This is a genomic window from Xanthomonas sontii, assembly GCF_040529055.1.
GTDB lineage: Bacteria > Pseudomonadota > Gammaproteobacteria > Xanthomonadales > Xanthomonadaceae > Xanthomonas_A > Xanthomonas_A sontii.
Genome location: NZ_CP132342.1, coordinates 2,259,634 through 2,283,678 on the forward strand (window position 1 = coordinate 2,259,634; position 24,045 = coordinate 2,283,678).

General features: G+C 70.9%; 19 protein-coding genes. 10 read left to right on the forward strand and 9 right to left on the reverse strand.

Going from position 1 to position 24,045, the window contains the following annotated elements:
• Window positions 1-54 precede the first annotated feature (54 nt).
• From pqqE to pqqA, 5 genes are all read right to left on the reverse strand, one after another.
• Window positions 55-1,176 carry a pyrroloquinoline quinone biosynthesis protein PqqE gene (gene pqqE / locus RAB70_RS09530; RefSeq protein WP_148829439.1) on the reverse strand — a complete coding sequence of 374 codons (1,122 nt, stop codon included), beginning with the start codon at window positions 1,174-1,176 and terminating at the stop codon, window positions 55-57.
• Window positions 1,173-1,451: a pyrroloquinoline quinone biosynthesis peptide chaperone PqqD gene (pqqD, locus tag RAB70_RS09535; protein ID WP_148829440.1), complete on the reverse strand. Its 279-nt coding sequence runs from the start codon at window positions 1,449-1,451 to the stop codon at window positions 1,173-1,175. The genes pqqE and pqqD overlap by 4 nt, the downstream gene beginning before the upstream one ends.
• Window positions 1,448-2,194 carry a pyrroloquinoline-quinone synthase PqqC gene (gene pqqC, locus RAB70_RS09540; protein ID WP_148829441.1) on the reverse strand — a complete coding sequence of 249 codons (747 nt, stop codon included), beginning with the start codon at window positions 2,192-2,194 and terminating at the stop codon, window positions 1,448-1,450. The genes pqqD and pqqC overlap by 4 nt, the downstream gene beginning before the upstream one ends.
• A gap of 34 nt (window positions 2,195-2,228) precedes the next feature.
• Window positions 2,229-3,128, reverse strand: coding sequence for a pyrroloquinoline quinone biosynthesis protein PqqB (pqqB, locus tag RAB70_RS09545; protein WP_148829442.1), 900 nt, complete (start codon window positions 3,126-3,128; stop codon window positions 2,229-2,231).
• A 64-nt stretch (window positions 3,129-3,192) separates the two neighbouring features.
• On the reverse strand, window positions 3,193-3,273 hold the full coding sequence (gene pqqA / locus RAB70_RS09550) for a pyrroloquinoline quinone precursor peptide PqqA (protein ID WP_010344287.1): 81 nt from the start codon (window positions 3,271-3,273) through the stop codon (window positions 3,193-3,195).
• Window positions 3,274-3,534: 261 nt separating this feature from the next.
• On the opposite strand from pqqA, the gene RAB70_RS09555 reads away from it, so the two are divergent.
• Together RAB70_RS09555 and RAB70_RS09560 are read left to right on the forward strand one after the other, a co-directional pair.
• Window positions 3,535-5,691: a bifunctional (p)ppGpp synthetase/guanosine-3',5'-bis(diphosphate) 3'-pyrophosphohydrolase gene (locus RAB70_RS09555; protein WP_170268106.1), complete on the forward strand. Its 2,157-nt coding sequence runs from the start codon at window positions 3,535-3,537 to the stop codon at window positions 5,689-5,691.
• Between the two features lie 231 nt (window positions 5,692-5,922).
• Window positions 5,923-7,335 (forward strand): hypothetical protein, encoded by a 1,413-nt coding sequence (locus RAB70_RS09560; protein WP_148829451.1) that lies wholly within the window; start codon window positions 5,923-5,925, stop codon window positions 7,333-7,335.
• Between the two features lie 251 nt (window positions 7,336-7,586).
• On the opposite strand, the gene RAB70_RS09565 is transcribed toward RAB70_RS09560, so the two are convergent.
• Complete coding sequence (locus tag RAB70_RS09565) at window positions 7,587-9,683, reverse strand: glycosyltransferase (RefSeq protein WP_148829444.1); 2,097 nt, start codon at window positions 9,681-9,683, stop codon at window positions 7,587-7,589.
• Between the two features lie 93 nt (window positions 9,684-9,776).
• Between RAB70_RS09565 and mrcB the strand changes: the two genes are divergently transcribed.
• The 5 genes from mrcB to RAB70_RS09590 all read left to right on the forward strand — a co-directional run bounded on the left by mrcB (window position 9,777) and on the right by RAB70_RS09590 (window position 16,608).
• Window positions 9,777-12,209, forward strand: a complete 2,433-nt coding sequence (gene mrcB, locus RAB70_RS09570; protein ID WP_148829445.1) for a penicillin-binding protein 1B — start codon at window positions 9,777-9,779, stop codon at window positions 12,207-12,209.
• A gap of 23 nt (window positions 12,210-12,232) precedes the next feature.
• Entirely contained in the window at window positions 12,233-12,754 is a 522-nt protein-coding gene (locus tag RAB70_RS09575; RefSeq protein ID WP_148829446.1) for a tetratricopeptide repeat protein, read from the forward strand.
• Between the two features lie 162 nt (window positions 12,755-12,916).
• Window positions 12,917-14,926, forward strand: a complete 2,010-nt coding sequence (locus tag RAB70_RS09580; protein ID WP_148829447.1) for an ATP-dependent DNA helicase — start codon at window positions 12,917-12,919, stop codon at window positions 14,924-14,926.
• Window positions 14,927-14,986: 60 nt separating this feature from the next.
• Window positions 14,987-15,691: a tRNA (adenosine(37)-N6)-threonylcarbamoyltransferase complex dimerization subunit type 1 TsaB gene (gene tsaB / locus RAB70_RS09585; RefSeq protein WP_148829448.1), complete on the forward strand. Its 705-nt coding sequence runs from the start codon at window positions 14,987-14,989 to the stop codon at window positions 15,689-15,691.
• A gap of 8 nt (window positions 15,692-15,699) precedes the next feature.
• Window positions 15,700-16,608: an ADP-ribosylglycohydrolase family protein gene (locus tag RAB70_RS09590; RefSeq protein ID WP_148829449.1), complete on the forward strand. Its 909-nt coding sequence runs from the start codon at window positions 15,700-15,702 to the stop codon at window positions 16,606-16,608.
• Window positions 16,609-16,667: 59 nt separating this feature from the next.
• On the opposite strand, the gene RAB70_RS09595 is transcribed toward RAB70_RS09590, so the two are convergent.
• From RAB70_RS09595 to gshB, 3 genes are all read right to left on the reverse strand, one after another.
• A complete protein-coding gene (locus tag RAB70_RS09595; RefSeq protein ID WP_148829450.1) occupies window positions 16,668-19,667 on the reverse strand; it encodes a TonB-dependent receptor in 3,000 nt (999 codons plus the stop codon).
• Window positions 19,668-20,623: 956 nt separating this feature from the next.
• Window positions 20,624-21,505, reverse strand: coding sequence for an energy transducer TonB (locus tag RAB70_RS09600; protein WP_148829656.1), 882 nt, complete (start codon window positions 21,503-21,505; stop codon window positions 20,624-20,626).
• The gene (gene gshB / locus RAB70_RS09605) at window positions 21,502-22,452 is read right to left on the reverse strand and encodes a glutathione synthase (protein ID WP_017910262.1); all 951 of its coding nucleotides are present in this window, start codon (window positions 22,450-22,452) and stop codon (window positions 21,502-21,504) included. The genes RAB70_RS09600 and gshB overlap by 4 nt, the downstream gene beginning before the upstream one ends.
• Window positions 22,453-22,694: 242 nt before the next feature.
• Here gshB and pilG point away from each other — a divergent pair, with 242 nt between their 5' ends.
• Genes pilG through RAB70_RS09620 form a run of 3 tightly spaced genes read left to right on the forward strand, consistent with a single transcriptional unit; the run spans window position 22,695 to window position 24,008 of the window.
• Window positions 22,695-23,096: a twitching motility response regulator PilG gene (gene pilG / locus RAB70_RS09610; RefSeq protein WP_003472648.1), complete on the forward strand. Its 402-nt coding sequence runs from the start codon at window positions 22,695-22,697 to the stop codon at window positions 23,094-23,096.
• 17 nt (window positions 23,097-23,113) lie between these two features.
• On the forward strand, window positions 23,114-23,476 hold the full coding sequence (locus RAB70_RS09615) for a PleD family two-component system response regulator (protein WP_026143267.1): 363 nt from the start codon (window positions 23,114-23,116) through the stop codon (window positions 23,474-23,476).
• 1 nt (window position 23,477) lies between these two features.
• Window positions 23,478-24,008, forward strand: a complete 531-nt coding sequence (locus RAB70_RS09620; protein WP_017910264.1) for a chemotaxis protein CheW — start codon at window positions 23,478-23,480, stop codon at window positions 24,006-24,008.
• Window positions 24,009-24,045 lie beyond the last annotated feature (37 nt).

The following is a 24,045-nucleotide window of genomic DNA, read 5'->3' on the forward strand; positions in this document are numbered from 1 at the left end:
AGCGGTGAATGCGCACGGGATGCCGGGCGCGCCGGGACCGCGTCGGCGCCCGGTTCAGTCCTCGGCGGCGGCGGGCGCGTCCGACCTGCGCGGCGGTCGCCGGTACACGAAGTCCGGCGCCGGCGTGGCGGCTTCGCGCTGCGCCAGCGCCTGCAGCGCCGCGTGCCCTGGGGCGCGTTCGCAGACCGGGTCCAGGGTCGCGGCATCGCCGCTCAGCGCCAGCGCCTGGCAGCGGCAGCCGCCCCAGTCGATCTCGCGCTTGGGACAGCCCTGGCACACCTCGGGCATCCAGGCGCTGCCGCGGAAGCGCACGAAGGCCTCGCCGTCTTCCCAGATCGCCGCCAGCGGGCGCGCGCGCAGGTTCTCGAAGCGCATGTCCGGCAGGGTTTCGGCGGCGTGGCAGGGCAGCACGTCGCCGCGCGGGGAGATGTTGACGAAGCGCTGGCCCCAGCCGCCCATGCAGGCCTTGGGCCGGTGCGCGTAGTAGTCGGGGGTGACGAAGTCGATGTGCAGGCGGTCCTGCAGGCGCAGCCGGGCGGCCTCCACCGCGGCCACGGTGGCGTCGATCTGCGCGCGGCTGGGCATCAGTGCGGCACGATTGCGCAGGCCCCAGCCGTAGTATTGGGTGTGCGCCACTTCCAGGCGTTCGGCACCGAGTTCCAGCGCCAAGTCGATCATCGCCGGGACGCGTTCGGCATTGTGGCGGTGGATCACCGCGTTGATCGTCAGCGGCAGGTCGAGCGCGCGCACCGCCGCGGCGAACGCGCGCTTCTTGGCCAGGCTGTCGCGGTAGCCGGCGATGCGGTCGGCGCCGGCGGCGTCGGCGTCCTGGACGCTCAGTTGCACGTGTTCCAGCCCGGCCGCGGCCAGGGCGGCCAGCATCGGTGCGCCGCCGGCCACCCCGGAGGTGATCAGATTGCTGTACAGGCCCAGCGCACGCGCATGCGCGACCAGCTCGGGCAGGTCCTTGCGCAGCATCGGCTCGCCGCCGGAGAAATGCGCCTGCAGTACGCCCATCGCCGCGGCCTGGTCCAGCGCCGAGCGCCAGCCGGCCGTATCCAGTTCCTCGCGCAGGCCGGCCAGTTCGATCGGGTTGGAGCAATACGGGCAGGCCAGCGGGCAGCGGTGGGTCAGCTCCAGCAGGATCGACAGCGGCGGCGGCACCGGCGTGTTCATGCGCGCAGCAGCCGCTTGGCGTGCAACTGCTGCGCCAGCTCGCGCACGTCGCGTTCGACCTCGGCCGGGTCGGCCTCGAATTCTGCGGCCAGTTCCGCGGCGATCGTCGCCAGGCTGCGGACGCCGTCGCAGCGCGAGACGATGGCGTGGGCGATGGCGTCCAGTTCGATCACCCGCTCCGGCGCCAGCAGCACCCATTGGTCGCGGGCGCGGTCGTGCTGCAGGCGCACGCCGGCGGCGAGCCGCGGTTGGCTGCTCGCGTCCAGCGTGCTCATGCCGCTGCCTGCGCGGTGTCCGGCACGAACGCGTCCGGCCAGGCCACGCCCGGTTGCACGTAGGCGAAGTGCAGCGCATCCAGTTGCGACCACAGCACCCCGCACTTGAAGCGCAGCGCGTCCTGCACCAGGTGCTGCTTCTCCACGGTGTCGGCGTGGCGTTTGACGTAGTCCAGGGCGAAGTCCGAATCGCGCGGCGCCTCGTGCAGGCGATGCTCGAAATACGCCAGCGCCTCGCGCGAGACGAAATCGTAGTGCTGCAGCATGCCGGCGACGCGGTGGCCGATGATGCCGGGCGCGAACAATTCGGTCAGCGACGAGGCGATGGCCTCCAGCAGGCTCTTTTCGCGCACGAAGTGCAGGTAGGCCTGCACCGCGAAGCGGGTGCCGGGCAGCAGGCCGCGGCCGGACTGCACCAGGTCGCGGTCCAGCCCGAGCGCGTCGGTCAGGTGCAGCCAGCGGGCGATGCCGCCTTCGCCATCGGCGCTGCCGTCGTGGTCGACGATGCGCTGGCGCCAGATCCGGCGCAGTGCCGGGTCGTCCATCCGCGCCAGGATCGCCGCGTCCTTGAGCGGGATGCAGCGCTGGTACTCGTAGCGGTTCAGCGCCCAGGCCTGGACCTGGCCGCGATTCAGGCGGCCGCTGTGCAGCAGGGCGTGGAAGGGGTGCTGGTCATGGTACAGCCGCGCACCGATCCCGCGCAGCGCGGTTTCCAGTTGTTCCGGGCTCAGCAGTGCGCTCACGGGGTCGGTCTCGCAGGCGATGGGGCGGCAGGGGTCACAGCGCGATCTCCATGCCGTCGTGGGCCACGTCCCAGCCGTGCGCGGCGACGGTGGCGCGCTCGGGAGAGCCGGCGTCGAGGATCGGGTTGGTGGTGTTGATGTGGATGAAGACCTTGCGGGCCACACCCAGGTCGGCGAAGGCACGCAGGGTGCCGGCTTCGCCGTCGATGCTCATGTGGCCCATGCGCTGGCCGGTCTTGGCGCTGATGCCCAACTGCACCAGCTCGTCGTCGCGCCACAGAGTGCCGTCGAAAAACACCAGTTCGGCGCCGCGCAGGCGCTCGCGCAGGGCGTCGGTCAGCGCCGCGCAGCCGGGGATGTAGTGCAGGCGGTGCGTGCCGTCGTCGATGGTCAGACCCAGCGTCTCCTCGGCCGAGCCGGCCAGGTCGCCGCTGTGGCGGGATTCCATGAACAGCGGCACCTTGCCCGGCACCGCGAATGGTGTGACCTGCAGGCCGAGCAGCGACAGCGGTGTGTCCAGGGCGAACGGATGGCGGTGCACGTAAGCCGGGTGCAGCGCGTCGAACACCGGGTTCTGCGCCAGCAGGTCGAGCACGCGGCTACTCGCGTACAGGTCGAAGCGCTGGCTCTCGCGCATCGACAGCAGTCCGGCGATATGGTCGATCTCGCCGCTGGTCAGTAGCACCGCCTCGATCGGCGAATGGCGCTGGTCGCGCTGCGGCCATAGTGCGGGGGTGGCCAGCACCTGCTGGCGGAAATCGGGTGACGCGTTGATCAGCAGCCAGCGCTGGCCATCGACGCTGACCGCGATGCTGGCCTGGGTACGGCGTTGGGCACCCGGGTGCTGCTGCCACGCGCGTCGGCTCGCGGGCGTGTGGCAGTTCCACTGCGGATGCCCTCCGCCTGCCGCCGATCCCAAAACGATGAGGTGCATCCGGTCTCCGTTGATGGCGCCTGGCCGGTCGCGCTTCGGTCGCGGGAAGGGAGGAGTGCGCGGGTCAGAGCTCGCCGGAGGCGTAGCAGTTGATTTCCGCGCCGACGCAGATTTCGCGGATCACAGGCTTGTTCCACTTTTTCATGTGCGTTTCCTCTTCGAGTCGGTCTAGGGACGACGGCAGCGGCGCATGCAGACAGCAGCGGGTTGCCGTCGCGTTCGAGCATAGGCGCGGGCATTCGGGCGGTTGTGAAATTCCGGTAAAACCGCCGCAAGTCGCAACCGGATCACAGTGACGCGGCGGTGCGTATCCGCGGGGCGCCCCCGGCGTGCGGCCGGCGCAATTGTGAGAACGCGCACAAGCGCGTTAGTGTAGGCAGCACCGTTTCGTCGACTGCGTCCGTCCTTGAACCACACCGTCCACTCCGGCCTGGAGGCGTTGCTGCAGCGCCCGTCGGCCGCGACCCTGGCGCCCGCCCTGCGCGCGGCGCTGCTGCAGGCCTGGCAGGCACAGGCCGAGCCGCTGCCGCGGCTGCCGTGGCCGGTGCTGGCCGACACCCTGGACGCGCTGGCGTTGCTGTCTGCCGACGAGGCCTCGCTGCTGGCGGCGTTGCTGTTCGACCTGCCGGCCTTGCGCGCACAGTTGCCGCAGCTGCCGGTGGCGCCACCGGCGCGGGCGCAGGCGGTGGCCGGCCTGCTGGAGGCGCAGGACGCCGCCGACCCGGTGTGGGCGCTGCACGCCGGGCGCGAGGCCGGGCGCAACAGCGAGGGCCTGCGCCGGCTGCTGCTGTCGATCGTGCAGGACCTGCGGGTGGTGCCGATCCTGCTGGCGCGGCAACTGGCGCAGATGCGCGTGGCCGACAAGGCGCCGGAGGCGCAGCGCCGCGCGCTGGCGCAGCTGACCCGCGACATCCACGCGCCGCTGGCCAACCGCCTGGGCATCTGGCAGCTGAAATGGGAGCTGGAGGATCTGGCGTTCCGGCACCTGGAGCCGGACACCTACCGGCGCATCGCCCGCGAGGTCGACGAGAGCCGGGTGGCGCGCGAGCGCTACATCGAGGCGGTCAAGAAGATCCTGTCCAAGGCGCTGGCCGAGCAGGGCCTGCGCGCGGAGATCAGCGGGCGGCCCAAGCACATCTACAGCATCTGGCGGAAGATGCAGAAGAAGCGCCTGGCTTTCGACCAGTTGTACGACCTGCGCGCGGTGCGGGTGATGGTCGACGACGTCGCCGCCTGCTATGCCGCGCTCGGCGTGGTGCACGCGCTGTGGGCGCCGGTGCCCAGTGAGTTCGACGACTACATCGCCCGGCCCAAGGCCAACGACTACCGCTCGCTGCACACCGCCGTGGTCGGCCCGGAAGGGCGCACGATCGAGGTGCAGATCCGCACCCACGACATGCACGCGCAGGCCGAGCTGGGCGTGGCCGCGCACTGGAAGTACAAGGAAGGCGGCAAGGGCGCGGAGAAGGCCTTCGACCGCAAGATCACCTGGATGCGGCAACTGCTGGAACAGTCGCAGGACGGCGAGCAGGGCGGGCTGGCCGGGGCGCTGGACGCCGAGCTGGTCGAGGACCGGGTCTATGCGCTGACCCCGATGGGCGAGGTGATCGACCTGCCGCAGGGCGCCACGCCGCTGGATTTCGCCTACCACGTGCACACCATGGTCGGGCACCGCTGCCGCGGCGCCAAGGTCAACAACCGCATCGTGCCGCTGACCCACAAGCTGCGCAGCGGCGACCGCGTCGAAATCCTCACCGGCAAGGAGGCCGAGCCGCGCCGCGACTGGCTGCTGCCGGCCAATGGCTACCTGGCCAGCGGGCGTTCGCGCGACAAGGTGCGCGCCTGGTTCCACAAGCTGGACCGCGCGCGCAACGTGCAGGCCGGCAAGGAGCTGCTGGAGCGTGAGCTCAAGCGCCTGGGGCTGCAGCACGCCGACCTGTTGCCGGCGGCGAAGAAGTTCCATGCCGACGGCGTGGAGGAGCTGTACATCCAGGTGGCGCTGGGCGACGTCGGCCCCAGCCAGGTCGGGCGCGCGCTGCACGAGGCCGAGCGCGCCGCGGCGCAGCCGGCCGCGCCGGCCATGCCACGGCCCACCGCCCGCCGCACCGGCCTGGGCAAGTCCAAGTTCACCGTGCAGGGCGTCGGCAATCTGCTGGTGCAACTGGCGCGCTGCTGCCAGCCGGTGGCCGGCGAGCCGATCGCCGGCTACCTGACCCGCACCCGCGGCGTCACCGTGCATCGCAGCGACTGTGCGGCGTTCGCGCGGCTGGCCGCCAGTCATCCGCAGCGGGTGCTGCCGGTGGAGTGGGGCCAGGCCGGCGGTGGCTACGAGGTCGACGTGCTGGTGCGCGCGGTGGACCGGCGCTGGCTGCTCAAGGACATCACCAACCTGATCGCCCAGGAAGAGGCGCACGTGCTGGAGATCAACAGCGAGAACGTGCGCGACAGCGGCCTGGCGCAACTGCGGCTGCGGCTGAAGGTCGGCGACTACGGGCAGCTGTCCACCTTGCTCGGCAAGCTCGACGCGCTGCCGGGTGTGCACGAGGCGCGGCGGCTGGGCTGAGGTGCGTTCGGCATGCCCCGGCCGGGAGGCATGCCAGCGGGTGGGCCACCCACGGTGCGCGCGGCCGGCGCGACGCACAGCTGTTCGTCATCGGGGCAACGCTAAGCTTGTGCGGTGAGCATGCCGCCGGATCAGGTCAGGGACGAACCCACGCGCAGACAGCGGCCGGTGCCGCTGTGGCGCGATCGGCGCGTCTGGCGCTGGGCGCTGGCGGTGCTGCTGGTGCTGGGAATGACCGTGGTGGTGTTTCGCCGCCCGCTGGCCGACCTGATCTGGCCGGAGACGCGCATCCAGCAATTGCTCGACCAGGGCCATGCGGCGCTGCGCGCGGGCCGGCTCAGCGCCGCCGACGGCAGCGGCGCGCGCGAGCGCTTCGAGGCCGCGCTGGCGCTGGACAGCGACCGCATGCAGGCGCGCGTCGGGCTGGCCGCGACCGGGCGCGCAGCGCTGGGGCAGGCGCGCGCGGCGCTGGCCGCCGGCCGCTTTCCGCAGGCGCGCGAGGCGCTGGCGCTGGCGCGCGCGCTGCAGGTGCCGCGCGCCGATGCCGACCGCATCGAGGCGGCACTGCGCGCGCGCGAGGCCGCGCACGCCGGCATCGATCAACTGCTGCAACGGGCGGCGCAGGCGCGCCACGACGGGCATCTGGACGATGGCCCGGACGCGGCCCTGCCGCTGTACCAGCGTGTCCTGGAGTACGCGCCGGAACGCACCGCGGCGCTGGAAGGTCGCGAGGATGCGCTGTCGGAATTGCTGCAGCACGCACGCAGCGACCTGGCGCGCGGCGACCTGGCCGCCGCAGCGGCGCTGGTGGAGCGCGCGCGTGGCTACGACCCCGGCCATGTCGACCTGCCCGAGACCCAGGCGGAACTGAACCGGGCGCTGGAACGCCTGCAGCGCGAGGCCGAGCAGGCCCTGCGCCGGCAGCGCCTGGATGCGGCGGCACACGCGTTTGCGCAGTGGCACGCGGCGGTGCCGGATGCGCCCGGCGCCAGCGACGGCCTGGAGCGGGTGGCGGCGGCCTACGCCGTGCAGGCGAGCCGCGCCGCCGCCGATTTCCGTTTTGGCGAGGCCGAGCGCGCGTTGCGCAAGGGCCAGGCCCTGGCGCCGGACAGCCGCGCGCTGGCCGACGCGAAGCAAGCGTTGCAGCGTGCCCGGCAAAGCCAGGCCACGCCGCCTTCGCGGGTGTCGCCGGCCGAGCGCGAGCGGCGCCTGCAGCGCCTGCTGGCCGATCTGCAGGCCGCCGAGGCGCGTGGCGCCTGGCTCACCCCGCCCGGCGCCAGCGCCTACGACACCTTGCTGGCGGCGCAGACCCTGGCGCCGCGCGATGCGCGCGTGCGCGCGGCCGAGCAGCGCGTGCTGGCCGCGCTGCGACGCTGTTTCGACGATGCCATGCGCGGCAATCGGGTGCTGGCGGCGAGCGCCTGCTACGACGCCTGGCGCGCGCTGGCGCCGGGCGGCAATGGCCTGGCCACCGCGCGGCGACGCCTGGCGCAGCGCTGGCTGGCGGTCGGCGACGAGCGCCTGAGCGGCGGCGATGCCGCCTTCGCGCGGCAGGCGTTGCAGCGTGCCCGCGCGATCGATCCGGCGACCCCGGAGCTGGCCGCCTTCGAGCGCCGCTTGCGCAGCCTCAGTCCGGGGCGTTAGTGGGCGCAGTGAAGTGGGGGCTTCCCCAGGCTGATGGTGCGGCGCGTCGGGACTGAAGTCCCTCCCACAGGGGGTGTTGAGAGGTTCCGGCGATCGGTTGTATATCCGGGGCTGCGAGCGTCTTGGTTTGCAGTGCGCACGTGGGTGCGCGACAGCGCCTGCCGGGTGCCGGCCAGAGCGGCGATGCTCGCAACACCATTGTGGGAGGGACTTCAGTCCCGACGCGATCGACGACGGTGCGCCATTACCGCTCAGGCCAGGAACGCCTCGCGCACCGTGGCGCGGGCGGCATCCAGCGAGAAGTGGGTTTCGATGTTGCGCAGGCCGTTGTCGGCCAGCCGCTGCCACAGCGCCGGATCGGCGTACAACTGCGCGATGGCGTCGGCGAACGCGGCGGGGTCGTCGGCGATCAGCACGTCCTCGCCGTCGCGCAGATGCATGCCTTCCACCGCGCAGGCGGTGGCCACCACCGGTTGGCCATGGGCCATGCTGAGGTTGACCTTGCCCTTGACCCCCGCGCCGAACCGTAGCGGCGCCACGGCGATGCGCATGCCGTCCATGTAGGCAGCGATCTCGGGGACGTGGCCGAGCAGTTCGACGCCCGCGGTGGCCTCGCCGAGACGGCGGATGTCCTCCGGCATGTCCGCACCGATGCAGTGGAAGCGCACCTCCGGCAGGCGCAGGCGCACCGCCGGGAACACCTCCTGCAGGAACCAGCGCACCGCGTCCACGTTGGGCGCATGGCGGAAGCCGCCGACGAACACCAGGTCGCGGCGCTGCGCCCACGGCAGACCGGGACCGGCGACCTCATGCAGGTTCGAGATCAGCGCCGTGCGCACCTGTGGCGCCTCGCGCTGCAACTGTTCGCGTTCGACCGCGCTGACCAGCACCGTCACGTCGACCTGCGCCATCACCTCCAGCTCGCGCGCGCGGGTGCGCTCGGCTTCGCGCAGCAGGCGCGCGTCGCCGGCGAGTTCGGCGCCGCGGCGCTCGCGCAGGTAGTGAAGGTCCACGGTGTCGAACAGGCGCCGTGCCTGCGGCGCGAACCGGCGCAGCAGCGGCAGGCAGGCATGGGCGACGTGGTGGCGCACCAGCAGTACGCTATGGAAGCGCGCGCCGTGCTGCTGCAGGAACCAGGTCAGGTTCTTCAGGTAGGGCGCGTACCACACCTCCACGCCGAGCCGCTGCAGGGTCTCGCTGTGGCGACTGGCATAGCTGCGTTCGCTGGGCACGAATACCACGTGCGCGCCTTCCTCCAGCAGCAGGCGGATCAGGTTGAGCTGGCGCAGCGAGGCGGAATCGCGGTCCGGCTGCGGCAGCGCTTCGTCCAGGATCAGTACCTGGCGCTGCCGGCGATGCAGCAGCGCTGGCACCGGTACCTCGCCGGGTTGCAGGTGCTGCGCCAACACCTCGGCCCACTTGCTGGCGAAGACCGCACGGTTGCGTACCTGGTAGGCCTTGATCCCGCTGCCGGTGTCGGTGCCGTTGCTGGTGCCCTCGTCGTGCACCACGCGGCTGGCCGGCTGCACCAGCGTGCGCAAGCCGGCGGCGCGTACCGCGAAGGCCAGGTCGGTGTCCTCGTAGTAGGCCGGCATGTAGCGCGTGTCGAAACCGCCCAGCGCCAGGAAGCGCGCGCGCTCGATCGCCAGCGCCGCGCCGCTGCCGTAATCGACGTCGCGCAGGTAGGCATAGCGCGGATCGTCGGGCGACTCGAAGCGGCCGTAGCTCCAGGCGCTGCCATCGGCGAAGACCACGCCGCCGGCATCCTGCAGGCGGCCGTCGGGATACAGCAGTTGCGCGCTGACCAGGCCGGCCTGCGGCAGCTGCGCGAACGTGTCCAGCAACGCGTCCAGCCAGCCCGGCTGCGGCACCGTGTCGTTGTTGAGGAACACCAGGTAGCGGCCCTGCGCGCGCGCCGCGCCGTCGTTGCAGGTGGCGATGAAGCCGCCGTTGCGCTCGCGCACGTGGTAGTGCAGGCCGACCACCTGCGGCAGCCACTGCGCCGTGTCGTCGCTGCTGCCGTCGTCGATCACCAGGATCTCGCAGGGCGCGGCCGGCGGATGCGCGGCCAGCGCACGCAGGCAGGCGAGGGTGTGCGCGACGTGGTTGTAGACCGGGATCACGATGCTGACCAGCGGCGCAGGACTGTTCGGCACCGCGAACGGCGCGAACGGCGCCGCTTGCACCGCGAACAGCGCGCGCTGCGGCGGCGGCAGCGGTTGCGCATGCACGCGCAGGCGCTCCCAGGTGCTGCGCCAGCCGCGCGTGCGCAGGCTGGTCAGGCCGCGCCGGACCAGGCCGGCCAGGCGGTTCAGGGCGTAGCGCGTATTCGCCCACGACATCGACATCCGGTACCACTCCAACTTAAACGAAGAGGCCGTCGCGCCGCGCTGCCCGCTGGGCTGCGCTAGACTCGGCGGAATTTACATTCTCGCATTCCCGTGCCCCGACGCTACGACGATCACGACACCGACGATCAGGACGACGCCCTGGACAGCCCCGCCACGGTATGGCGCCGCCGTCTGCTCACCTGGGGCCTGGCCGCCGCCGCACTCGGCCTGGGCTTCCTGATTCCGTACACGGTCTATCTGAACAAACAGGTCACCCAGCGTTTCGGCGAACTGCGCTGGCAGATTCCCACCCGTGTGTACGCGCGGCCGCTGATACTGGCGCCGGACACGGCGATGGACTCACAGACGCTGAAGACCGAACTGGATGCGGCCAGCTATCGCGCCGACGCCGGTGCCGAGCGCCCCGGCAGCTACCAGCAGGACGGCAGCCGCTTCACCATCGCCAGCCGCGGCTACGTCGATGTCGACGGGCGGGTCGCGCCGCGGCGCATCGAGGTGGGCCTGGCCGGCGGGCGCGTGGTGGCGCTGCGCGATGCGCAGACCCGCAAGGCGCTCAAGGCCGCGCGGCTGGATCCGGCGCGCATCGCCACGCTGTACGGGCAGAAGCAGGAAGAGCGGCGCCTGGTGCGCGTGGACGAGGTGCCGGAACTGCTGGTCACCGGCTTGCAGGCGGTCGAGGACCGCGACTTCAATTCGCACCACGGCATCGACCTCAGCGGCATGGTCCGCGCGGCCTGGGTGATGGTGCGCTCCGGCGGCAAGAGCCGGCAGGGCGCCAGCACCTTGACCCAGCAGCTGGCGCGCAGCGGCCTGCTCGGCATCGGCAAGGAACAGACCGTCACCCGCAAGTTCAACGAGATCCTGTACGCGCTGATCATGGAGGCGCGCTACGACAAGCGCACCATCCTGGAGGCGTATCTCAACCAGGTGTACCTGGGCCAGCGCGGCAGCCAGGCGGTGCATGGCGTGGCCTCGGGCGCGGAGTTCTGGTTCGGCCGCGAACTCGATGCGCTGGCGCCGGAGCAGGTGGCGCTGCTGATCGGCCTGGTCAAGGGGCCGTCCTACTACGACCCGCGGCGCTATCCCGAGCGCGCGCTGGACCGGCGCAACTTCGTGCTCGGCAAGCTGCGCGAGAGCGAACTGATCGACGAGCCGACCTATCGCAAGGCGCTGGCCGCGCCGCTGGGCGTGCCGGCCGAACCCGGCCTGGTCGCGGCCAACCGGTTCCCCGCCTATGTCGACCTGGTGCGGCGCCAGCTGGCGCGCGATTACCCCGAAAGCGCGCTGCAGGGCGCCGGCCTGAGCGTGCTCACCGGCATGTCGCCGTCGGCGCAGGCCTATGCCGAGGGCGCGGTGACGCGCACCATCACCGCGCTGGAAACCAACAAGAAGCGCCCGCCGCTGCAGGCCGGCCTGGTGCTCACCGACACCCACAACGGCGAGGTGCTGGCGGTGGTCGGCAGCCGCGACGTGGCCCAGCCCGGTTTCAACCGCGCGATCGAGGCGCAGCGCCAGGTCGGCTCGCTGCTCAAGCCGTTCGTGTACCTGCTGGCGCTGGCGCAGCCGGACCGCTACTCGCTGGCCAGCTGGGTCGACGACACCCCGGTCACCGTGCAGCTGGGCCGCGGCCGCACCTGGAGCCCGGGCAATTCCGATGGCCGCAGCCACGGCACGGTGCGCGTGGTCGATGCGCTGGCGCATTCCTACAACCAGGCCACGGTGCGCATCGGCATGCAGGTCGGGCCGGAGCGCGTGGCGCAGCTGGTGAAGGTGCTGGCCGGCATCGAGGCCGAGGTCAATCCCTCGCTGATCCTCGGCGCCACCGACCAGAGCCCGTACGCGATGGCGCAGCTGTACCAGTTCCTGGCCTCCGGTGGCGAAATCCAGCCGCTGCATGCGGTGCGCGGCGTGCTCGATCCGCAGGGCAAGCTGCTCAAGCGCTACGACAAGACCCCGGCGCCGGCGCAGGAAGGCGACTCCATCGCCGCCAACCTGGTCGGCATGGCGCTGCAGCAGGTGGTCAGCAACGGCACCGCGCGGCAACTGCTCAGCGACGGGTTGGGCAAGCTGTCGCCGGCCGGCAAGACCGGCACCAGCAACGACGGTGTGGACAGCTGGTACGCCGGCTACACCGGCGATCACCTGGCGGTGATCTGGATCGGCAACGACCAGAACAAGCAGACCGGCCTGTACGGCGCCACCGGTGCGATGCGGGTGTGGTCGGGCATCTTCTCGCGGCTGCCGAGCGCGCCGCTGCAGGTGCAGGGCAAGGGCATCGACTGGCAGTGGATGGACCCGGTGGGGTACAACAGCACCGACGCGACCTGCCCCGGCGCGCGCCAGTTCCCGTTCGTGGTCGGCTTCGTGCCGGCGTATGCCGCGTGCACGCCGCCGCAGGCGCTGCCGGAAGACGCCGCGCCCGCCGAGGGCGAACACCAGGGCGGCGGCTGGCGCAGCTGGTTCGGCCTGGACAAGAAGAAAGACCCGCCTGCCGACGCGGCCGCGCCGCCGCCGGCGCATTGATTCCCGGATCCCGGATACCGCTCATGACCCCACGTCTTCCCGTCATCGCCGCCCTCAGCCTGTTGCTCGCCTCCTGCGTCAGCGCACCGCCGCCGCCGCCGCCGGCCGCGCCGGTGGACACCACCACGCCGGCGCAGCGCATCGCCGCGATCGACGCCAGCGGCGGTGCCGACGACACCGAACTGAGCGTGCAGCCGTTGCGCGATCCGGAAGTGGAGGATCTGCGCGAGAGCGCCAAGCGCAAGCGCAGTGCCGGCGACCTGGCCGGTGCTGCCGCCGCGCTGGACCAGGCGCTGAAGCTGGTGCCGGACGACCCGGCGCTGCTGCAGGACCGCGCTGAAGTGGCGCTGCTGCAGAAGGACGACGCCCAGGCCGAAGCCTTCGCCAAGCGCGCCATCGACCTGGGCTCGCAGACCGGCCCGCTGTGCCGCCGCCACTGGGCGACCATCGAACAGGCGCGCCTGGCGCGCGGGCAGAAGGAAAACGCCGCCTCGGCGCACGCCCAGATCGCCGGGTGCACGGTGCCGGGGATCAAGAGGTACTGAGGGCCGGGAATGGGGAGTCGGGAATTGGGGAATGGGTAGAACTGCGTTTCTGGCGGCTCGTCCCCCTGGCGGCGTTCGGTCTTCCCGCTCTGCCGACGGCAGTCACAGTGAGCGGGTAGCGCTGCTGCTCTAACCATTCCCTATTCCCGACTCTCCATTCCCATGTCGTTAGCTCACGCAAGCACCGAAGCCCTCAGCGAAGGCGGGGCGCTTGCGCGTCAGCTCGATGCGTTCGTGCCGCGGCCGGCGCAGTTGCGGTTGACCGCGGCGATCGCCGAGGCGTTCGAGCAGCGCGACGTGCTGCTGGCCGAGGCCGGCACCGGCACCGGCAAGACCTATGCGTACCTGGTGCCGGCGCTGTTGTCGGGGCTGAAGACCATCGTGTCCACCGGGACGCGCGCGCTGCAGGATCAGCTCTACCACCGCGATCTGCCGCGGGTGCGCGCGGCGCTGGGCGTGGGCCTGAGCAGTGCGCTGCTGAAGGGGCGCGCCAACTATCTGTGCAAGTACCGCCTGCAGCAGGCGCGCGGCGAGCCGCGCTTCACCGCGCGCGAGCAGGTCGCGCAGTTCCAGCGCATCGTCGCCTGGAGCGGGCGCACCCGCTTCGGCGACATCGCCGAACTGGACGCGCTGGCCGACGACTCGCCGCTGCTGCCGCTGGTCACCTCCACCGTCGACAACTGCCTGGGCACCGAATGCCCGTTCTGGGGCGAGTGCTTCGTGGTGCAGGCGCGGCAGCGCGCGCAGGCGGCCGACCTGGTGGTAGTCAACCACCACCTGCTGCTGGCCGACCTGGCGCTGAAGCAGGAAGGTTTCGGCGAAATCCTGCCCGGGGCGCAGGCCTTCGTGATCGACGAGGCGCACCAGTTGCCGGAGCTGGCGGCGAACTTCTTCGGCGAAGGTTTCGGCATGCGCCCGCTGCAGGAACTGGCGCGCGACTGCGTGGCCGAGAGTCGCAATGTCGCCGGCGCGCTGGCCAGCCTGCAGGCGCCGGCGCAGGCGCTGGAACAGACCCTGCGCGAATTGCGCGCGGCGATGGAGGGGCTGCCGGCGCGCGGCACGCAATGGCGGCTGTTGGCCAAGCCGCAGGTGCGCGACGGTTTCGACGCGCTGCTGGCCGATCTGGCGCGGCTGCAGGAGCCGCTGGCGGTGCTGCGCGAGGCTTCGCCCGGCTTCGACGCCTGCGCGGCGCGCGCGCGCGAACTGCGCACGCGGCTGGGCCGCTGGCTCGGCGAGGATGCGCCGATTCCGGACTTCGAAGCCGAGCCGGAAGCGGACGCGCCATCGAACGACGTGCTGTGGTACGAACTGACCCCGCGCGGCTTCCGCTGCCAGCGCACGCCGCTGGACGTGTCCGGGCCGCTGCGCGCGCACCGCGAGGCCTCGCGCGCGGCCTGGGTGTTCACCTCGGCGACGCTGGCGGTGAAGGGCGAGTTCGAGCACATCGCCACCCGCCTGGGCCTGCGCGATCCGATGACCTTGCTGCAGCCCAGCCCGTTCGACTGGGCGCGGCAGGCGCTGTGCTACCTGCCGGCGCTGCCCGATCCCGCCGCGCGCGGCTTCGGCACCGCATTGATCGCCGCGTTGCAGCCGGTGCTGGAGGCCTCGCAGGGCCGCGCCTTCCTGCTGTTCGCCTCGCACCGCGCGCTGCGCGAGGCGGCCGAGGCGCTGCGCGACGGGCCCTGGCCGCTGTTCGTGCAGGGCGAGGCGCCGCGCGCGACCTTGCTCGAGCGCTTCCGCGCCTCCGGCAACGGCGTGCTGCTCGGCTCGGCCAGTTTCCGCGAGGGCGTGGACGTGGTCGGCGATGCGCTGAGCGTGGTGGTGATCGACAAGCTGCCGTTCGCCGCGCCCGACGATCCGGTGTTCGAAGCACGCCTGGAGGCGATCCGCCGCGACGGCGGCAACCCGTTCCGCGAGGAGCAGTTGCCGCAGGCGGTGATTGCGCTCAAGCAGGGCGTGGGCCGGCTGATCCGCAGCGAGCGCGACCGCGGCGTGCTGGTGCTGTGCGACCCGCGCCTGCTGTCCAAGTCCTACGGCCGCACCTTCCTGGACTCGTTGCCGCCGTTCGCCCGCACCCGCGACGTGGAGGACGTGCGCCAGTTCTTCGCCGCCGAGGCCCCGGCGCTGGGCGATAATCCCGAGGCCGCGACGCCACCGGCCACGTCAAACTAGCCGACGCGCCGCCTTTGCTTTTCCGATTCCCCAATCCCCATTCCCGATTCCCAGCCTCCAATGAATCTGCTCGCCTTCGAAACCTCCACCGAAGCCTGTTCCGTCGCCGTGCTGGTCGGCGACCGCGTGCTGGAGCGCTTCGACCTGGCGCCGCGGCGGCACGCCGAACTGGCGCTGCCCTGGGCCGAGCAATTGCTGGCCGAGGCCGGCATCGGCCGCCGCCAGCTCGATGCGGTGGCCTTCGGCCGCGGTCCCGGCGCGTTCACCGGCGTGCGTCTGGCGATCGCGGTCGCGCAGGGCATCGCCCTGGCCCTGGACCTGCCGGTACTGCCGGTGTCCACGCTGCAGGTGCTGGCGCTGCGCGCGCCGGCCGACGCGCCGCGAGTGCTGGCGGCGATCGATGCGCGCATGGGCGAGGTCTACACCGCGGCCTACGCACGGCAGGCCGATGGCGGCCTGCAGGCGCTGACCGCCGAGCAGGTGCTGAGTCCGGAGGCCTTCGTGTTGCCGGAGCCGGATGCGGCCTGGGCTGCGGTCGGCACCGGGCTGACGGCGGTCGATGGCACCTTGCAGCGCCGCTTCGGCGCGCACTGGCGCAGTGCCGATGCGCAGGCGCTGCCGCATGCCGCCGACGTGCTGACCCTGGCCGCGGCTGCGTACGCGCGCGGCGAAGGCATCGCGCCGGAGCGCGCCGAACCGGCCTACCTGCGCGACAACGTCGCCCTGACCCTGGCCGAGCAGCAGGCGCAGCGGGCCGCGCGGTGAGTGCCGCGGTGACGCCAGGCGACCGCTTCCGCGGTTGCCTGCTGGGACTGGCGGTCGGCGACGCGCTGGGGACCACCCTGGAATTCAAGGCGCCCGGCAGCTTCGCGCCGATCGACGACATGGTCGGCGGCGGCCCGTTCGAGCTGCAGCCGGGGCAGTGGACCGACGACACCTCGATGGCGCTGTGCCTGGCGCACAGCCTGCTGTACCGGCAGGGCTTCGACGCCGCCGACCAGATGAACCGCTACTGCAATTGGTACCGGCACGGTTACCTGAGCAGCACCGGCACGTGCTTCGACATCGGCAACACGGTGCGCGCGGCGCTGGAGCGCTACCTGCAGGGCGGGCCGGCGTTCAGCGGCAGCGACGATCCGCGCGCGGCCGGCAACGGCGCGCTGATGCGGCTGGCGCCGGTGGCGATGTTCTACGCGCACCTCCCCGACGAACTGGCCGCGCGTGCCGCCGACAGTTCTCGCACCACGCATGCCGCGGCCGAGGCGCTGGACGCCAGCCGGCTGTTCGCCTTCCAACTGCGGGCCGCGCTGCTGGGCGAGAACCGTGCGCAGGTGCTGCAGCCGACAGATGCGCCGCCGATGCAGACCCCGGCGCTGCGCGCGCTGGCCACCCGCGACCACGCGGCGGTGCCGGCAACGCAGATCCGCGGCACCGGCTACGTGGTCGATGCGTTGTCGGCGGCGTTGTGGTGTTTCGCGACCACTGAGTGCTTCGCCGACGCGGTGTTGCGCGCGGCCAATCTTGGCGACGACGCCGATACCACGGCCGCGATCTGCGGACAGTTGGCCGGTGCTTTCTATGGCGTCGAAGGCATTCCCGCGGCATGGCGCGCGCGGGTCCAGGATGCCGCGGAGATCGTGGCGCTCGCCGATCGGCTGTACGCCGCCAGTGTCGCCGGCTGAAGGCTGCCGCGGACGCCGGCCTTGCGTGGCCGGCGTCCTTCGCATCGCTGTGCAGCGGATCAGTAGTCGTAGCTGACGCTCAACCGCAGCGACCGCGGCGCCTGGCGCAGCAGTGCCGCACCGTACACCGGATCCGGATTGCCGGGTCCCGTCTCCGAGTACGGATACTTCCACAGCGTGGCCTGGCCGTTGAAGACGTTGAACACGTCCAGGGTGAAGGCCAGTTTGCGGTCGGCGTAGGCCGGCCGCCACGACACGCCGAGATCCAGTTGCTGCAGCCACGGCAGGCGGCCCTGGCTGCCCGGAGGCGCCGGTTGGCCCTGGTAGTAGTGATAGGCGATGCCGTAGCCGGAAGGGTCGCTGTGGTCGGGGCCGTAGGAGCCCAGCGCACTGAACGGCGAACCGGAGATCAGCTTGAGGTTGGCCGACACCAGCCATGCGGGGTTGAGCTGGTAGTAGCCGTAGAACTTGAACTGATGGGTGTGGTCGTTGCTCTGCGGGCCGTTGGTGTGCTCCATCAGCTGCGCGAAGTCCCAGGCCTGGGTGGTGGACACCGCGGTCTGGCCGATGCCCGACAGCAACTGGCCCTCGGTGGTGCCGTAGCTGCGCGACCAGGTGTAGTCGAGGCGGCCGTACCAGCGCTGGTCGAACGGATGCTCCAGCGACAGGTTGAGTCCGTAGTAGTTGCGCTTGAACGCCGGGAAGCCGAACTGCGCGTTGCTCAGCGGCACCTTGACGTAGTTGCCCGAGGTGTCGACCAGGGTGAAGGTGTTGGCCCGGCCCGGGTTGATCAGCCAGCAGCTGACCGGATTGCTGGCCAGGGTCACCGTGTGCCCTTGCGCCGCGGCGGCGGCGAACACGGTCTCGCTGTCGCAGTAGTCGTCCACGCCGCTGCGCAGGACGCGGTAGGTGCCCTTGGCGCCGTAGACCCAGCTGTCGCCCCAGGCCTTGGTGAAGCCGAGGATGAACTCGTCCTGGAACGAGGGCTTGATGCCTTGCGTGGCGACGGTCTTGGGATCGGGCGGGATGCCGTAGTAGTTGTTGGACGAGACCGCCCCGGAGATCTGGGTCAGGCCGGTCGGATAGCCGTTGGCGTCGATGCCGCCGTAGGTATAGTAGGTCGAGGTGGCCAGGGTGGCGCCGGCGGCATTAAACGCCGGGTTCAGCGGCAGCGCCAGGTAGTAGCGGCCGGCGTTGCCGTACACCTTGAAGCGCGCATCGCCGTCGACGTCCCAGCTGAAGCCCAGCCGTGGCGCCCATTGCCCGCTGGTCTGCTTGATGTACGGCGCGCCGTCGCGGTTGTAGTTGGTGAACTGGTCCAGGCGCAGGCCGAGGTTGAGCAGCAGCCGGTCGTTGACCTGCCAGTTGTCCTCCACGTACTGCGCGCGCTGCGCCGAGCGCACCGAGGCCAGCGCGCTGTAGATGTACTTGCGCACGTAGTAGCCGTCCTGGCCGTTGGGGTAGCCGCCGGTGGCCGGAACGCCGAGCCTGGTGCTGATCGGCACGTTGGGATTGGCCTGGCCGTAGATCCAGTAGTAGCCGTCGCCGGAGGCCACCGAACCGCGGTTGAGCGCGCGCGCGTTCTGGTTGTCGATGCCGATGGTGATGCTGTGCGCGCCGATGGCGTAGTTGAGATCCAGGCGCAGGTTGTCGGTGCGGTTGCCGCGCGCGGGATCGACCAGCAGCGAGGTGGTCTGCGCATTGGTGATCGGGGTGCCGCCGGTGTAGGCCGGGTTCTGGAAGCTGGTGCTGGAAAGATAGGTCAGCGCGCCGTTGTAGCTGGGGTTGCGGCTGTAGTCGTCGGTGCGTTGCTGGCCGTACAGCGCGCTGAAGGTCAGGCGGTCAGTGAGGTAGCCGGTGTACTTGGCGCTCCACAAGTCGCCGCCGGTCTTGGTGGTGTCGGCATCGTTGCGCAGGGCGCCGATATCGCGGCCGCTGTACAGGTAGTACTTGCCACGGGTGACATAGCGGCTGGAGGCCCCGGTGATTTCCAGCAACTGGCTGTCGCTGATGTTCCAGTCGAGCTTGGCGTACCAACTCGGCCGGCGGTACTGGTAGTCGTAGTAGTACTCGCCTGGCGTGGTCTCGCGCGCGCCGTAGAACCTGTCGCCGTCCTGGCGCTGCAATTCGTAGGCGCCGAAGAAGAACAGCTTGTCCTGGATCAGCGGGCCGCCCGCGTAGATGCTCTGGGTGCTGAGCGTGGAACCGCTTTTGCTGTCCGGCCGATATAGCGCGCCGTTGCCGGGCGCGTACACGTCCTTCTGCGCCGAGCGCAGGCCATCCGGTTCCCAGGTCGCCTGGCCGCCGAAATGCCATTCGTTGGTGCCGCGCTTGCCCACGGCGTTGATCACGCCGCCGTCGGAACGGCCGTACTTGGCGCTGTAGCCGCCGGTGTAGACCTCCAACTGGTCGATGCTGCCATAGGGCAGGGTCAGTCCGCCCAGTCCGCGCAGCGGGTCGGTGGTGTTGAAGCCATTGATGTAATAGGCGTTCTCCGCGGCCGAAGAGCCGCCGAAGCTGAGCAATTGCGCCCCGGTCGGGCCGATATAGGTACCGCTGCCGCTGTTGCCGGCCACGCCGGGCGCCAGTTGCGCGATGGCCTCGGCCGAGCGGCCCAGCGGCAGGCGCTGCAACTGTTCGGCATTGATCACGGTACGCGAATCCACGCTGCTCACGTCGATCGCGGCGGCGGCGCGGTCGGCGCTGACCTGGACGCCGGCCAGGCTGGTGGTGGCGGGGCTGAAGGAGACGTCGGTGACGGCACCGACGGTGAGGCTGATGCCGTCGCGGCTGCCCAGCACGCTGCCGTCGGCGCCCTTGGCGATGATGGTGTAGGTGCCCAGCGGCAACTGGCCGATGCTGTAGCGGCCGCGCGCATCCACGGCGACCTCGCGGCTGAGGCCGCTGTCGCTGCGCACCAGGATGCGCTGGGTATCGGCGGGCGCCTGACCGGCGACGGCGCCGGTGGTGGACTGGGCCTGGGCCGGCGGGAGGGCGAGGGCGGCACTCAGTGCCAGGGCGAGCAGGGCGGGCCTGCGGAGGGAGCGATGGTTGTGCATGCGGAAGGCGACTCGGGTGGTGGGGGCGGGGGGCCGCCGCGCCGACTCGAATCCGCCCGTCCTGGATGATGCGGTATGCGCGGTAACGTTCCCCCCGCTCCATTAACCTTAATGGGACGCCATCACAGAAATGCCGCGTCGTTATGTCGGCGGCACCAATGGTTATGTCGGCCGTTGGACGTTGTGGGCGACCGGACCCTCACACAAACCCCTCTCCCGGTGGGAGAGGGGCAAGCGCTTCCCTTCTCCCCCCGGGAGAAGGTGCCCCGAAGGGGCGGATGAGGGTAAGGGGCGAAGCCTCGACCTGTTGCGACCGGCAGGCATTGCGGGCGGTCGTACCCTCACCCCAACCCCTCTCCCGATGGGAGAGGGGCTAACGCTCTCCTGCTCCCGCCGGGAGAAGGTGCCCCGAAGGAGCGGATGAGGGTACGGGGCGAAGCCTCGACCTGTTGCGACCGGCAGGCGTTGCGGGCGGTCGTACCCTCACCCCAACCCCTCTCCCGATGGGAAAGGGACTAACGCTCTCCTTCTCCCCCTGGGAGAAGGTGCCCCGAAGGGGCGGATGAGGGTACGTGCGAAGCCTCGACCTATTGCGACCGGCAGGCGTTGCGGGCGGTCGTACCCTCACCCCAACCCCTCTCCCGATGGGAGAGGGGCCAGCGCTCTCCCTTCTCCCACCGGGAGAAGGTGCCCCGAAGGGGCGGGTGAGGGTACGGGGCGAAGCCTCGACCTGTTGCGACCGGCAGGCGTTGCGGGCGATCGTACCCTCACCCCAACCCTTCTCCCGGTGGGAGAGGGGCTAACGCTCTCCCTTCTCCCCGCGGGAGAAGGTGCCCCGAAGGGGCGGATGAGGGTGCGGGCGAAGCCTCGACCTGTTGCGACCGGCAGGCGTTGCGGGCGGTCGTACCCTCACCCCAACCCCTCTCCCGGGGGGAGAGGGGCGATCTGCGTGCCGCTCAGCGGTCGTCGACCAGGCTGCCGCCGGGCAGGAACACCCAGGTGCGGGTCACCTGCAGGATGTCGACGTTGTCGTCGGTGCGCGGCAGTGGGGGGAACGGCTGCGCCAGTTGCACGATCCGCAGTGCGGCGGCGTCGAGCATCGGCACGCCGCTGGAGCGCAGGATGCGGCTGCTCTCCAGGCTGCCGTCGCGGCGCACGCCGACGCTGATCACCACCTGGCCGCCGAGCCGGCGCCGCCGCGCTTCGTCGGGATAGTTGAGGTTGCCGACGCGCTCGGCGCGGTCGACCCAGGCGCGCAGGTAGTTGGCGTAGGCGTACTCGCGGGTGCTGGCGGAGACGAACTTGCGGTTGGGGCGCTTGGCGTATTGCTCCGAGCGCAGGTGCACTTCGGCGGCCAGGCGCGCCATCTCGGCATCGCGCTGTTCGCGCTGCGCGTCCACCGGTCGCTGCGGCTCATCCGTACGCGGCTGGGTCTGCGCCACCGGCAGCGGCTGCTCGCCGCGCGCGCTGCTGACCACGCGCGGGGTCGGTTCCGGTGCCGCGGCCGCGGTCTGCGCACGCAACGCCTGCGGGGCCAGGCCGTCCTGGCGTTGTGGCACCACGCCTGGCTGGCTGTCGCGCGGACGTTGCGGCGTGTCGTGGTCGCCGCCGCCCTGCTGGTTGGCCTGGGCCAGGAAGTCGGCCTGTTTCGGCGTCAGCGGCGTGCTGGTCTGGCTGAAGATCACGTCCAGCGTCGGCACCAGCGGTGCGTCGTCGTCGATCGCGAAGCCCACGCCCAGGATCAGCAGCCCGTGCACGATCAGCGACAGCACCAGGGTGGCGCTGAGCCGTTCGCGCTCGCCGATGCGCGGCGCGGGCGTCGCGGCGGCCGCGCTCATCGCGCCGGGTAGGCCTCGATGGCGTCGAACAGCAGCCCGGCGATGTTGAGCCCGAACTGCGCGTCCAGCTCGCGCACGCAGGTGGGGCTGGTGACGTTGACCTCGGTGAGGTAGTCGCCGATCACGTCCAGGCCGACGAAGCGCATGCCGCGCCGCTTCATCTCCGGGCCGACCTGGGCGGCGATCCAGCGGTCGCGCTCGCTCAGCGGGCGGCCTTCGCCGCGGCCGCCGGCGGCCAGGTTGCCGCGGAACTCGTCGCCCTGCGGAATCCGCGCCAGGCAGTAGTCCACCGCCACGCCGTCGACCAGCAGGATGCGCTTGTCGCCGGCGCTGATGTCCGGGATGAAGCGCTGCGCCAGAGCCAGCTTGCGGCCGCCGTCGGTCAGCGTCTCCAGGATCACGTTGAGGTTGGGGTCGCCGGTGCCGCTGCGGAAGATCGACCGCCCGCCCATGCCGTCCAGCGGCTTCAGCACCGCCTGGCCATGCTCCAGCACGAAGGCCTTGAGCGTGGCGGCGTCGCGGCTGACCAGCGTCGGCGGACAGCACTGCGGGAACAGCAGGGCGGCCAGCTTCTCGTTGAAGTCGCGCAGGCCCTGCGGGTCGTTGACCACCTGCGCGCCGGCGCGCTGGGCCACGCTGAGCACGTGGGTGTCGTACAGGAACTCCGCATCGAACGGCGGATCCTTGCGCATCAGCACGACCTGGCCGGGACCGAAGGTCAGTTCGGCGAACGCGTCCAGCTCGAACCAGCCGGCCTTGTCGTCGCGCACCCGCAGCGGCGCGGCCTGGGCGGTTGCGCAGCCATCGCGCAGGGTCAACCCGCCGGGGCGCACGTAGTGCAGCCGGTGCCCGCGGCGCTGCGCTTCCAGCAGCATCGCGAAGGTCGTGTCTTTGGCGATCTTGATGCTGGCGATGGGGTCCATCACCACGATGACATCGAACGGCATGGGGGCACCTGAGAGACTGAGCGGAAGATGGTAGCGGGTCGGCGCGGGCGCCGCGCACCGGGTGTCGGACGCGGCTGCGCGGTGTCGCACGTTATCCGCCAAACTGTGACATAGTTTGTGCTGTTACGTGGTTCAACGCAGACCGGCAGCGGCGGCCTTGACAGTCGCAGCGGGTCTTGGGATACATGGCGTTTCGCAGCGAAGCCGGATCCGATGAAGCGTCGCGCGCTTGGGGGCAAGTGATGAGTGAAAACACGACTGCGGGTGGGGAACTCGCAGGCTTGCGGGTCATGGTGATCGACGATTCGAAAACGATCCGTCGCACTGCCGAAACGTTGCTGAAGCGCGAAGGGTGCGAAGTGGTGACGGCGACCGACGGCTTCGAGGCGCTGGCCAAGATCGCCGACCAGCAGCCGCAGATCATCTTCGTGGACATCATGATGCCGCGGCTGGACGGCTATCAGACCTGCGCGCTGATCAAGGGCAACCAGCTGTTCAAGGCCACGCCGGTGATCATGCTGTCCTCCAAGGACGGCCTGTTCGACAAGGCGCGCGGGCGCATCGTCGGGTCCGAGCAGTACCTCACCAAACCCTTTACACGCGAAGAGCTGCTGGGCGCGATCCGTACATACGTCAACGCCTGACCAGGGGGAAAGGCAGCATGGCCCGTATCTTGTTGATCGAGGACTCACCGACCGACCGGGCGGTGTTCACGCAATGGCTTGAAAAAGCCGGGCACCAGGTCCTGTCCACCGACAACGCGGAGGACGGGATCAAGCTGGTACGCGAGCAGGCGCCGAACCTGGTGCTGATGGACGTGGTGCTGCCGGGGATGAGCGGCTTCCAGGCCACCCGCGCGCTGTCGCGCGATGAGGCCACCCGGCACATCCCGGTGCTGATCATCAGCACCAAGAGCATGGAGACCGACAAGGTCTGGGGCATGCGCCAGGGCGCCACCGACTACATCGTCAAGCCGCCGCGGGAAGACGAGCTGATCGCCCGCATCAATCAACTGGTGGGCTGACATGCGCTCGCCCTTCGACATCCTCGAGGCCTACGAGCGGCGCAGCCTGGCGCACGCCGTGCAGATGCCCGAACGCGCCTTCGACGACGACGTCTGGCGCGGGGTCGGCTACCGCGTCGGCAAGCGTCACCTGGTCTCGGATTTCCGCGAAGTGGTGGAGATCGTGCGCATGCCGCCGGTCACCCCGGTGCCGGGCGCGCAGCCGTGGCTGTTGGGCGTGGGCAACCTGCGCGGCAACCTGTTCCCGGTGGTCGACCTGAAGCAGTTCCTGGAAGGCGAGCGCACTGCGCTGCAGGAAGGCCAGCGCGTGCTGATCATGCGCCAGAGCGGCGGCGACGTGGCCCTGACCATCGACGAACTGTTCGGCCAGCGCAGCTTCACCGAGGCGCAGGCGGTGGAGCCGGGCGATCTGGCCCAGGGCCGCTACGCGCACTTCATCGACCGCGCCTTCCGCGGCGACGCCCAGGACTGGGGCGTGTTCTCGCTGTCGCTGCTGTCGCGCACTCCCGAATTCCGGCAAGCCGCCGCCTGAGCGCGCGCGCTGCCTCCGCATCGAAGACCGAGGTCGC